The sequence below is a fragment of the Marinobacter salarius genome (assembly GCF_032922745.1).
In the GTDB taxonomy this organism is placed as follows: domain Bacteria; phylum Pseudomonadota; class Gammaproteobacteria; order Pseudomonadales; family Oleiphilaceae; genus Marinobacter.
Map to the genome: position 1 here is coordinate 2,617,491 of NZ_CP136693.1, position 11,588 is coordinate 2,629,078.

11 protein-coding genes are annotated in these 11,588 nt (G+C 57.3%); 4 read left to right on the plus strand and 7 right to left on the minus strand.

The features are described from left to right. The first annotated feature begins 11 nt into the window (after nucleotides 1-11). Entirely contained in the window at nucleotides 12-1,166 is a 1,155-nt protein-coding gene (pdxB, locus tag R1T46_RS12075; protein WP_317305532.1) for a 4-phosphoerythronate dehydrogenase PdxB, read from the plus strand. A gap of 40 nt (nucleotides 1,167-1,206) precedes the next feature. Here pdxB and htpX read toward each other — a convergent pair whose 3' ends face one another. The 3 genes from htpX to R1T46_RS12090 form a co-directional block, all read right to left on the minus strand. Further along, nucleotides 1,207-2,088, minus strand: a complete 882-nt coding sequence (gene htpX / locus R1T46_RS12080) for a protease HtpX (protein WP_317305533.1) — start codon at nucleotides 2,086-2,088, stop codon at nucleotides 1,207-1,209. Nucleotides 2,089-2,185: 97 nt separating this feature from the next. Next, nucleotides 2,186-2,647 (minus strand): hypothetical protein, encoded by a 462-nt coding sequence (locus R1T46_RS12085; protein ID WP_317305534.1) that lies wholly within the window; start codon nucleotides 2,645-2,647, stop codon nucleotides 2,186-2,188. 10 nt (nucleotides 2,648-2,657) lie between these two features. After that, the gene (locus tag R1T46_RS12090; RefSeq protein WP_317305535.1) at nucleotides 2,658-3,872 is read right to left on the minus strand and encodes a pyridoxal phosphate-dependent aminotransferase; all 1,215 of its coding nucleotides are present in this window, start codon (nucleotides 3,870-3,872) and stop codon (nucleotides 2,658-2,660) included. A 240-nt stretch (nucleotides 3,873-4,112) separates the two neighbouring features. Between R1T46_RS12090 and R1T46_RS12095 the strand changes: the two genes are divergently transcribed. Further along, nucleotides 4,113-4,598 (plus strand): glutathione peroxidase, encoded by a 486-nt coding sequence (locus R1T46_RS12095; protein ID WP_317305536.1) that lies wholly within the window; start codon nucleotides 4,113-4,115, stop codon nucleotides 4,596-4,598. 3 nt (nucleotides 4,599-4,601) lie between these two features. Next, nucleotides 4,602-5,072 carry a MarR family transcriptional regulator gene (locus R1T46_RS12100; protein WP_317305537.1) on the plus strand — a complete coding sequence of 157 codons (471 nt, stop codon included), beginning with the start codon at nucleotides 4,602-4,604 and terminating at the stop codon, nucleotides 5,070-5,072. On the opposite strand, the gene R1T46_RS12105 is transcribed toward R1T46_RS12100, so the two are convergent. Both R1T46_RS12105 and R1T46_RS12110 read right to left on the minus strand, forming a co-directional pair. Then, nucleotides 5,032-7,374 carry an ATP-binding protein gene (locus R1T46_RS12105; protein WP_407070160.1) on the minus strand — a complete coding sequence of 781 codons (2,343 nt, stop codon included), beginning with the start codon at nucleotides 7,372-7,374 and terminating at the stop codon, nucleotides 5,032-5,034. The genes R1T46_RS12100 and R1T46_RS12105 overlap by 41 nt on opposite strands. 59 nt (nucleotides 7,375-7,433) lie before the next feature. Beyond that, nucleotides 7,434-8,207, minus strand: a complete 774-nt coding sequence (locus R1T46_RS12110) for a hypothetical protein (RefSeq protein WP_317305538.1) — start codon at nucleotides 8,205-8,207, stop codon at nucleotides 7,434-7,436. A gap of 233 nt (nucleotides 8,208-8,440) precedes the next feature. On the opposite strand from R1T46_RS12110, the gene R1T46_RS12115 reads away from it, so the two are divergent. Further along, nucleotides 8,441-9,451, plus strand: coding sequence for a LysR family transcriptional regulator (locus R1T46_RS12115; protein ID WP_317305539.1), 1,011 nt, complete (start codon nucleotides 8,441-8,443; stop codon nucleotides 9,449-9,451). On the opposite strand, the gene R1T46_RS12120 is transcribed toward R1T46_RS12115, so the two are convergent. Both R1T46_RS12120 and R1T46_RS12125 read right to left on the minus strand, forming a co-directional pair. Next, nucleotides 9,440-10,405 carry a GNAT family N-acetyltransferase gene (locus R1T46_RS12120; RefSeq protein ID WP_317305540.1) on the minus strand — a complete coding sequence of 322 codons (966 nt, stop codon included), beginning with the start codon at nucleotides 10,403-10,405 and terminating at the stop codon, nucleotides 9,440-9,442. The two genes, R1T46_RS12115 and R1T46_RS12120, sit on opposite strands and share 12 nt — an antisense overlap. Nucleotides 10,406-10,434: 29 nt before the next feature. Continuing rightward, nucleotides 10,435-11,586: a cupin domain-containing protein gene (locus R1T46_RS12125; protein WP_317305541.1), complete on the minus strand. Its 1,152-nt coding sequence runs from the start codon at nucleotides 11,584-11,586 to the stop codon at nucleotides 10,435-10,437. Nucleotides 11,587-11,588 lie beyond the last annotated feature (2 nt).

The window sequence follows — 11,588 nt, forward strand, 5'->3', positions numbered from 1 at the left end:
GAAGCAGGATCATGCGGATAGTAGCGGACGAGAACATACCCTTACTGGAATCGTTTTTTGGCGATATCGGCGAGATACGACCAGTGTCCGGGCGCACGATGTCTGCTGCGGATGTTCAGAATGCGGATATCCTGCTGGTGCGTTCAGTCACTCGGGTTAATCAGGCGTTGCTTGAAGGAAGCCGGGTCCGCTTCGTTGGAACCTGTACCATCGGCACTGATCATGTCGACCAGAATTGGCTTGAATCCAGCCGCATCGCGTTTTCGGCGGCTCCCGGCTGCAACGCCAACAGTGTGGTTGAGTACGTGCTGTCAGTGATCTCGCTGCACGCGGAAAAGCGTGGCGTTGTGGATTGGTCAAAACTCAGTGTTGGTATCGTGGGTGCCGGCAATGTGGGTGGAGAGCTTGCACACAAGCTGGACAGGCTCGGTTTCAATGTACGCCTTTGCGACCCGCCAAGGGCGGAACGGGAAGGCGACGAAGGCGAGCAGTATGTCGGTCTTGACGAGGCCATGGCGTGCGACGTGGTAACACTGCACACGCCATTGACCCGCGAGGGAAAGCATGCAACGTTCCATATGTTCGGGCAGGAACGTCTGTCTTCGCTGACTGAAGACCAGTTGCTGATCAATACCAGCCGGGGCGCAGTAATCGACACCTCCGCCTTGCTGGCGCGTCTGGAGGCGCCAAACGCGCCCACAGTGGTACTGGATGTCTTTGAGCATGAGCCCCGGGTTCACGCTGAACTGGTGGAAAAAGTATGGCTTTCCACTCCCCATATCGCAGGCTATAGCCTGGAAGGTAAGGTGCAGGGTAGTGAGATGGTCTACCAGGCCCTGAGCCGTTATATGGGGCTTCCTGCCCGCAAGAAGGCTGGCCAGTTCCTGCCAGAGCCGGCGCTGAACAAACTGTCCTTTACCAGTGCGGCAGAAGAAATGGCGTCAGCCAATATTGCCATACGCTCCTGCTACGATCCGCGCCAGGATGACGCCCGCATGCGATTGGCAATGGCGTTGCCACTGGAAGATCGGGCCCAGGCCTTTGACCGGTTGCGCCGGGATTATCCCGTCCGCCGGGAGTTTTCCAGCCTGAAGATCCAGCTCAAGGGCACCAGTAAATCCATGCAGGATACTTTCCGGGCCCTTGGCTTTAAACTGAAGCTCTGACGTTCCCGGCAACGCGCCTGTTCGCATCTATTCGCACGTATTAAAGTGGCGCGCTCTTCAGAGCCTCGATCCGGCTGTCCAGCGGCGGGTGTGTCATGAACAGGGCGCTGATTCCCGCCCTCGCACCTCGATTAATGCCAAACGCCTGCAGGCTGTCGGGCATTTGATCAGGCACTTCGCTTTCCTGTTTTAGCCGCGCCAAGGCGTTGATCATGGCCCCGCGGCCTGCCAGTTGCGCGCCAGCGATGTCGGCACGGTATTCCCGGCGACGCGAGAACCAGAACACGATGGTGCTGGCAAGGATGCCCAGCACGATTTCCGCCGCGATACTGACCACAAAGAAGCCGATACCGTGCCCGCTCTCGTTCTTGAACACCACGCGGTCAACAAACGAGCCGATCACCCGGGACGCAAAAATCACGAACGTGTTCACCACACCCTGAATCAGCGCCAGGGTTACCATGTCGCCGTTGGCCACGTGACCTATTTCGTGCCCCAGGACCGCCCGAATCTCATCCTGGTTAAAGCGGTGCAGCAGTCCCTCGCTGACGGCTACCAGGGAGTTGTTCTTGTTCCAGCCGGTGGCAAAGGCATTGGATTGTGAGGCTGGGAAAATGGCGACTTCCGGCATACCGATGCCGGCATTTTTCGAAAGCTCGCGAACGGTGTCTACCAGCCAGCGCTCAGCCGGTGTGCGTGGCGACTCGATCACTTTTGCCTTGGTGCTCCACTTCGCCACAGGTTTGGAAATCAGCAGCGATACAATGGCGCCGGCAAAGCCAAACACTGCGGCAAAGGCAAGCAGTGAGCCGTACTGGATCCCGTTCTGGGCGAGGTAGCTGTCAACGCCCAGAAGTTTCAGGGTGAAGCTGGCGACAAGAATGACAGCCAGGTTGGTGGCAAGAAACAGCAGAATACGCATCTTGAATCCCTTGTTGAATCATCGGCCGCAGACCGCGGTTCGTGTCTGGGTATTTATATGTGGCCAGCATGGCCACGTTCAACAGGTTTACGCCAATTTAATGATCGGACCGGTCTCGAAAGAACGTCGCCTGCATAACGCGGCTGATCCTGGCCGAACTGCCGCTTCGAAGGGCGCTGCGCAGCGTGTGAATATGAGTGGAGAAGTCCTCTCGAACGGCCGGTGGCAGGTCCTGGCCGCTGTCGGAGTGGTTTTCCTCATTCAGGTCAGGACTGGCAGGTGAGCTCAGGCGCACGAACGCCTGCTGGGTCAGTACGGCCTGGTCCAGAGCTTCCTGGCGGATGGTATCCACGTAACGGAGCAGGCCTTCCTCGGCCAACCAGAGCAGGGTGCCGAAGCAGGCCATGTGCCGCTTGCTGTGGAGCCCGAACTCGTCTGGTTCGTCAGGGCCGGCAATGTCTTCCACAAACAGGTTCACCCGGCGGGGAAACGCATTATAGAGCTGAACCAGAGCGATTGCGGCGTCCTTGTAGAACTCTTCGATATGAATGTCCGCCATCAAGCCTCCTTCACAACTGGTAGGACGACAGGAAGTGTGCCAAACGCTTCATGGCATCCTCAAGGGCGTCCTCACGAGGCAGGAAGACGACACGCAGGTGTTGCTTGTCGTCGATGTTGAAGGCGGAACCCTGAACCAGGAGGATGCGTTCCTGCAGCAGCAGGTCCAGTACCAGCTTTTCGTCATTGACGATGGGGAAGCGCTTGGGGTCCAGCTTTGGAAACAGATATAGAGCGCCTTTGGGCTTAACACAGCTGACGCCTGGAATATCATTGAGCAGGTTCCAGGCGGTTTCCCGTTGTTCGAACAGGCGACCCCCCGGTGCCACCAGGTCTTCAATCGACTGGTAGCCCCCCAGCGCGGTCTGGATGGCCAGCTGTGCCGGTACATTGGCGCACAAGCGCATGTTGGAGAGCATTTCGATGCCCTCGATCAGGTCCTGCGCGCGGTGTTTGGCGCCGCTGATAATCATCCAGCCGGAACGGTAGCCGGCGGCACGATAGTTCTTGGACAGGCCGTTATAGGTAAAGAACAGTACGTCATCCGCCAGTGACGCGGTGGGGACATGTTCAGTGCCGTCGTACAGGATTTTGTCGTAGATCTCATCTGACAGCACGATCAGGTTGTGCTGCCGCGCCAGTTCCACCACCTGTTCCAGCAATTCGCGGGAGTACACGGCGCCGGTCGGGTTGTTGGGGTTGATAAGCACGATAGCCCGGGTGCGGCGGGTGATTTTCTTGCGGATATCGTCGATATCCGGGAACCAGTCCTGTTGCTCGTCGCAGCGGTAGTGAACCGGCTTGCCACTGGACAGGGTCACGGCGGCCGTCCAGAGCGGGTAGTCAGGGGCCGGGATCAGCACCTCGTCGCCGGTATTGAGCATGGCCTGCATGGACATCACAATCATTTCGCTGACGCCATTGCCCAGGTAGATATCGTCGATATCCACCTTGTTGATGCCCCGTTGTTGGCAATAGTGCATCACCGCCTTACGGGCGGAGAACAACCCTTTTGATTCAACATACCCCTGGGCCAGGGGCATGTTGTGAATAACGTCCTGCTGGATTTCCTCGGGTACGTCCAGTTCGAAAGCCGCTGGGTTGCCGATGTTGAGTTTAAGAACCCGGTGGCCCTCTTCCTCCAGCCGACGGGCTTCACGCAGAACCACGCCACGTATCTCGTAACACACGTTATCCAGCTTGGCGGATTTGAGATAGTTCTGCATAAGCCCGGTAGTTCCTCAGATCAGTAAGGTGACAAGTGCCATGTTTCAAAGACAAGCCTGTATTCTAGCGGAGCAACGGCCGGCGGCAACAGGCCAATTGTGATGAATTGTGGCACAAATGCGGAGATTTAACGCCCAAAGCTCACAGATTCCATGAACTGAGCGTGACAACCGTGGCGGAATCAGTTGTAAATAGGGTTGTGCACAATATAATAGCGAAAAATACAAGGGAGGAATGTAATGAGCACGCAAAGCATCTACGACTTTAACGCGGCCGATATTCGCGGCGAGGAGCATTCCCTGGATGAGTTCCGTGGCAAAGTTCTGTTGATCGTAAACACGGCCAGCAAATGCGGTTTTACCCCTCAGTTCGAGGGTTTGCAGACCCTGTACGTCGAGCTGAAAGAAAAAGGCCTCGAAGTGCTCGGCTTTCCCTGCAACCAGTTCCGGAATCAGGACCCGGCGGACGACAAGGCTATCAGTGAATTCTGTAGCCTTAACTACGGCGTGGACTTTCCCATGTTTGCAAAGATTGACGTCAACGGCCCTAATGCCCATCCGCTGTTTGAGTACCTGAAGCACAGTGCCAAGGGGTTGTTGGGTTCGGAAGCCGTTAAATGGAACTTCACCAAGTTCCTGGTGAATCGTGAGGGTGAAGTGGTGCGTCGTTACCCGCCAACCACCAAGCCGTCTGCCATTCGCGCCGACATTGAAGCGTTACTGTAAACCATGACTGACGAAGACGACGTCCTGGCGCTGGATAATCAGCTCTGTTTTGCACTCTACGCCGCCAACAGGGCAATAACCGCCCGCTACCGTCCGCTGCTGGCGGAACTGAATCTGACCTATCCGCAGTACCTGGTTATGTTGGTGCTGTGGGAAGCAGGGGAGAATGGACAGACGGTCAGGGTGTCTGACCTGGGTAAACGACTGCGTCTGGATTCCGGAACCCTGACGCCGTTGCTTAAACGTCTGGCCGAGCGTGAGCTGGTGACCCGTCTGCGCGATACCACCGATGAACGGGTGGTCAGGGTCGCTCCCACGGAAAATGGGCGTGCCATGCGCCAGCAGGCCCGGGATATTCCCGACCGCCTGCTCTGCGGCACGGGCATTGATCAGGAGCGCATTGTGGAATTGAGGGAAGAGTTGCGATCGGTTCTCAGCCTTTTGGAGGCTGAGGAGGCGCCCAGCGGTCGATAATGGATTTGAGGTCAGCGCGATTGTACGGCTTGGTGATGTAGTCGTTCATGCCAGACTCGAGGCAGTCGTCCCGGTCTCCCTGCATGACGTTGGCGGTGACTGCGATCACCGGCAAACCCTGCCACTCGGGGTTTGCACGAATATTGCGGGTGGCCTCATAACCGTCCATCACCGGCATCTGGCAATCCATCAATACAATATCGAATGCTCCTCCGCTCTGCTGCAAGGCGTCCAGTGCCTGCCTGCCATTTTCGGCCAGGGTGACGGTGTGGCCCAGCTTCTTCAGCATGCCGCTGGCGACCACCTGATTGACCTGATTGTCTTCGACCAGTAAAAGGTTGAGCGCGCGTGACGCGCTGGCTGGCGTGCCGACGGCGGCAGCCATACTACCGGTGGCGTCCTGCTCCAGACCGGCGGCCCTGCAAAGAGCGCGGAACAATTGCTCACGCCTCAGTGGCATCGACAGTATCTGACGATCTTCGGAGGGCTGGGTGGTGCTGTCCCTGTCCACCAGGATAATGCCGGTGCCGGGCCAGGCCGACGCAAGCTGACCTGCGGTTTCGTCGCTTTCGTCGGCGACGATCATCAGGATTCCCTCTCCGCCAGGTGCCGCCTCGCGAAATGGAATGCTCCAGGCTCTCAGTTGATGCTCGATGGGGCCGCGATGTGGATATGCCTGGGGCATGCCCATATCCACACCTATCTGCCGGAGTTGGTCTGGAATGGCAGGTATCGACGGTCTGCTCTCTTGCTCATCATGAACCGGGAGGGGCAGATTAACGGTGAAATGCGTGCCTTCATCTTCCTCGGAGTCTACCAGGATCTGGCCGTGCATCCGTTCCACCAGTTGACGACATAATGTCAGGCCCAGGCCAGTACCACCATAGAGCCGGGTGGTATCGCTGTCCGCCTGAGAGAAGGGTGAGAATATGCGATGCAGTCCTTCCTTGGACATGCCAATGCCGGTGTCAATAACGTCAATGCGCACGTTGCCGTTGTAGCGGGTGGCACGAATTCGAACGCAACCCAACTTAGTGAACTTAATGGCATTGCTGAGCAGGTTGTTGAGGATCTGCCGTGTGCGTGTCGGGTCGCCCAGGAAGGATTCCGGCAGTTCACAATCAATATCCGCCACCACATCAATATTCTTTCGCCTGGCTTGCTGGGCATGCAGCGTCGCGCACTCTTCCACCAGGTTGCGGAGCGAAAACGGGATGTTCTCCAGGCTCAGCTTCCCGGCTTCGACCTTGGATATGTCCAAAATGTCGTTCAATAGGCCGAGCAGGCTCTGGCCTGCGTTGAGCGCAATTTCCAGCCGGTTTCGTTGCGCCTGTTCCATGTCGCCTTCCAGTGCCAGGCCAAGCATCCCGAGAACGCCGTTAAGTGGTGTGCGTATCTCATGGCTCATGCTGGCCAGGAAGTTGGCACGGGCCCTGGCACGGCGTACAGCATCCTCTTTGGCGCGAACCAATGCACGATTGCCTCGCTGCAAGGCTTCATTTTTCTCGGAAATTTCCCGCGTACGGTCTTCCACCTCCTGTTCCAACTGACTGGAGTAGTTCTTCATCGCACTTTCGGCCATCCTGAGCTGTGCGAGGCTGGAATCAATGGTTTCCAGGTGCTGATTAATAACACCAACCATCAGGCCGATTTCATCCTCACGATGATTTTCCGGCACTGGAAGACGGACCTTTTCGGGCGTCTCAGCCTTAACCCGACTAAGAGCGCTGATAACGTTCAGCATGGGCCGGGTCAACACGAAGAAGAAAATGAACAGCAGCGCAGCGGTCAGCACCAGGCTTTTCAGCAGGCCGCTGATGACCGTATAGGCTGCCCGTTGGAGGAACAGCAGGCCGTAGTGGTAGGTATCAATGGTTACCGTGAGACTGCCCAGGGGAAGATCGCTCAGTTGCGGCACCACCAGTTCCTGGCTGAATACGCGGCTGTCGCCGAACAACAGGTCGCTGATCCAACGATAACGTGAATCAGGGCTACTCTGGCTCGCGGCAGCCATGGTTTGGCCATTGTTGTCGATAATGCGGGCGTCGATCGTTGCAGGGTGGCGAAGTAGGCCGTCAAGAAGCTCTTCCGCAAGCCGGATGTCAATGTTATAGGCGATCTGGGAAGCGGGGCTGTGGCTGATTTCGATGAGCGCACGGATCTCCTGCTCCATGGAGTCCCTGGCGCTGAAATAATCGAGAGTGACCTGGACAATGTTGAGCATAAGGCCCAACACCATTGCGATTAAAACGGTGTCACGGGTCAGGCGATAGGATAGCCGCTTTTGGAATGCAGTTGTCACGGCGTTTCACGGTCCCTGTCATAACGTTTCGGTGGTTTTGGCGCGGCGCCAGCCGATGTTTAGTCGTCGTAATCGGCTTTCTTGCGCCACTCATCGTCGTGGAGGAACGTGTCCCATTCCTTGTCCAGGCTGGACGGTCCTGCCGTCGCGGCACTGTGGGCGTCATCTCCCTTCAAGGCCTCCAGTTCCTTGATGCGGGTTCGGAAACTTTTTACGGCTTTTACGGCCATCGGATTGTCCCTGGACTTGCCCATTTCGGTACTGGCCAGATGATAGGCGTGAATAGCCTTTCGAATCTGGTTCTGCTTCACATAATCGCGTGCCTGGAACACATGCAGGTCGGCGTGGGTCTTGTGCACCAGAAACAGGACGAACTTCAGGTTTTTCTTGGCTGTGGCGCTATCGATCTTGCCAGCCTTGTGCATGCCCTCGATCATCTTGAACAGATTCTGCAGCAGCTCCTGGACATAGGTGGACTTTTCCGGGGAATCGATTTTGATCGGAGCGCGTTTGTCTTCGCCGTCCATGACGGACTTTTTGAGCTGTTGTACAGCACTCAGTCGTTCTTCAACGGGCTGATCAGATTTAAGGCCCTGGAGGTCTTTGCAAGCTTCCTCCATCCGCTTGATCAATAACAGTTTTAGGTCAGCGGTGAAATACTGCCCCGGGATCTCGGAGAGCAGGCGGCTGGCTCTGTTGTAGCTGTCTTCCAGGGCCGTTGTTTTGCGAATACGCTCGATACGTGCGCGCTCTCGCATCTGACTGGCCACAATAATAATGATCGAAACAGTAACGACAGCTGCCAGCAGCAGCACAATCATTGTGGTATCCATCTTGTTGCAAACACTCCGGCTAAATGGACAGGCCACTGGCAGCTCCGGCCACAGAAAAAATCCGGAGAAATCCAGCAAGTATACGGAAGATTAGCAGAAAACCCCGGATGATTCCGTTCTGAAATGTGAAAGATTGCAGCTTCATATCAATACGATGAATTGATACCCTGTTAACCATTATTCTAGTGAATAAAAGCCGTTTTTTACGTGTTACTTCCGATAGGGGCCACGTCATGGACATTTCCCGGGTAGACCTCAATCTGCTTGTTTATCTCGATGTACTGTTGAGGGAGCGGAACGTCACCAAAGCCGCCAATCATCTTGGGATTACCCAGCCCGCGATGAGCAACGGTCTGCGCCGACTGCGGGACCTGTTCGGAGACCCGCTGCTGGTTCGTACCAGTGAGGGGATGACCGCAACCGAGCGTGCCACTGAGCTACAGCCACTGGTGCGGAGCATTCTGTCCGATATTGAGCAGGCGGTTCATGAGAAAACCGCGTTCGCGGCTATGGAAAGTCAGCGCGTGTTTCGGATCATGGCCAGTGACTACGCGGAATCCTGCCTGATGCCACGGGTACTTCGCCGGATTCGTCAGGAAGCGCCTCATGTGACTCTGGATGTTCTTACCCCCAGTGACGTGAGCTTCCTCGACGTGGAGCAGGGGCGCCTCGATATGGCGATCAACCGTTTTGACAAGATCCCCCAGTCGTTCCACCAGAAAACGTTGTGGACGGAATACTTTGCCTGTCTGATGAACGCACGGAACCCGATCCTAAAGGAGCCGTTTACCCTCGATACCTACCTGGACGCCAGTCATATCTGGGTCAGCAAGACCGGTTTTGGTGTCGGGGTGGGGGTGAACCCGAAAGACGTCCAGCGCCTTGGGTGGGTGGACGAGGCCTTGTCACTGATGGGCCGAAAACGCCAGATTTCCGTGTTTACGCGGCATTACCAGGTGGCGATGCTGCTGGCGGAGCAGCACGACCTGATCGCAACGCTGCCGTGCCGGGCGGCCTGGTTGCAAAAAGACAACGCCAACCTGGTGGTTAAGGTGCCACCGTTCGAGATACCGCCGTTCGAGCTCAAAATGGCCTGGAGCCCTTTGTTGCAACACAACACGGATCACCAGTGGTTACGTAAGCTGATTGCCGAGGTGGCGGAAGAGGTAGATGCGGAATTTGCCCCGTTCGGAGCACAGTTTGAATCCACCAGGGTGCCCGGTATCCGCCACTCAGAGCGGTAGTTCTCGCAGTTCCAGAGAGCTCTTTCCAGCATCCCACATGCGCTGGAACGACTCAGCCAACTGTTTGACCCGGCCGCTGTTGGCAAACGTTGCAAAGCCTTCCGGCTTGTAGAAGTCATGCCGGTAAACCACGCCCTCGCGGTCCGCGAGCAGGAAGGGCTGGTCGTCCACCGGATAATCCTCGTTCACCAGCCTCAGTTCAATCCGGCTGGGCAGGCGGCGCATCAATTCAACAATCTGGTGACGGCGTTGGACCAGCGGCTTGTCATCGTGAATCAGAAGCCGCACGTCACTGAGCCGATGTCGACGGGCCAGGCCGGATATCAGTTCCCGGAAGCGCAGGCGGTCATAGAGATCATGGTCCAGCACCCGGTCATACAGCCAGATCCGCTGACGCGCCTGGCCAGTCAGGGAGTCGATCAAATCTACCATGGTGCTCTCGCGGTCAAACAGCCAGGCGTCCCGATCTTCACCCAACAACATGGGATTCTCACGGGTTGAATAGGCGTCGTTCACCAGCTTCGGAGCGAGGCAGCGCATGTCGACATGGGGGATTCCGGCGTCGTCGTAGAGGTCGGAACACACGTGAAAGCCCGAGCGTTGGTAGAAGGGGATGGCGTGTTCCTGGGCGGAAAGTTGCAGCTCGGTGAAACGCTCTGCGGCTTCGGAGACAAGATGGCGTAGCAGGACTTCACCCAGACCCTTGCCCCGGTGTGCCGGAAGAATAGCCATGCGGCCGATGTGTGCCGTTTCCTCCAACGTGGAGAACAGGCGGGCGACGCCAACGGGGGTGTTGTCGGGTAATACCATCAGGTAGTGGTCGGCAATTTCGTCGGTGTCGTCCCACTCCAGTTCCGGTGGGACTTTTTGCTCGTCCACGAATACGGACTGGCGGATGTTCCGGACATCGGCCGGCGCCAGTTGCCAGCTGTATTTTCGAACCCGTACGTTCATGCTGCCTTCACCCAGGTTTCAGTCAGATGTCAGTCAAAGTACAGAGAGCCCTGGTTGACGAGTGTGCTCAGAAGACCCTGTATGGCATCGTCACCGGCAAAGCTGGCCAGTGCGCCCATGTCCGGGCGAGCGCTGGCACAAAGAAGGGGTGCCAGGGGCCGTGCGTCGCCCCGAAGCAGGAACTGCTCACCGTCCACGAACAGGGCGGTTTCGTCCTCGAAGTCATGGTAGGCGAAACGTGAGCCCTCGTTCCAGCGCAATGGGTTGCCGGCCGCAATCAACTCGCCCAGCAACTCTGGTGTGACCGGTTCTTCCGCGGGCACAACGATTTCCAGGCTCTTGGGTGCCGTTGAGTACTGGCCGAACCAGAGTGCCAACTGGCGTTGATCACTGAGTTGGTCGCGGATGAGGCGGTCAAGCCGATGGATAACGTCGGGCTTGATGGCGCCGGGGTTGTCCTGGACCTTCAGGTCCGGATCATCCAGATGGTCAGAGGCATCGGAGCGGCTGCACAGGAAGTCGGTGAAGCCTGTCAGTACATCGTCGACCGTAGGTGCGCGGAACCCGATAGACAGGGTAATGCAGTCGTCCTCGGCGACCCCGTGATGACCAACGCCCGGTGGCAGGTACAGCATGTCTCCCGGTGCCAGGGTTACCGTCTCCTCGCCGTCCCAACTGCTCAGGATTCGTAGCGGCGTACCGTCCACGCGCGGCGAGGTGTGGTCACAATGGCCGCCAAAGGTCCAACGACGGTGCCCCTCGGCTTGCAGAAGGAAGACATCGTACTGATCGTAGTGGGGGCCTACGCTGCCACCTTTTGGCGCGTAGCTGGCCATAATGTCATCCAGCCGCCAGTTGGGTATGAAGCGGAATTCATCCAGCAGGTCCGCGAAGTCCGGAACCCAGTGGTCAAGACCTTGAACCAGCAGTGTCCAGTGGCTGTCTGGCAGCTTGCTGAAACGCTCGGGCTCGAAAGGACCGTTGTGCAACTGCCAGGGTTTGCCGTTGTCGTCCTCGATCACAATCCGGGATTCAACAGCGTCCTCACAGGCCAGTCCTGCCAGTTCGTCGGCCGAGACAGGGCACTCAAAGCCCGCAAAGGCCTGGCGGATGACCAGTGGTTTTTTTTGCCAGTAGTCCCGCAGGAACTCCTGGGCGGGCATTCCGCCGGGCAGTTGCATGG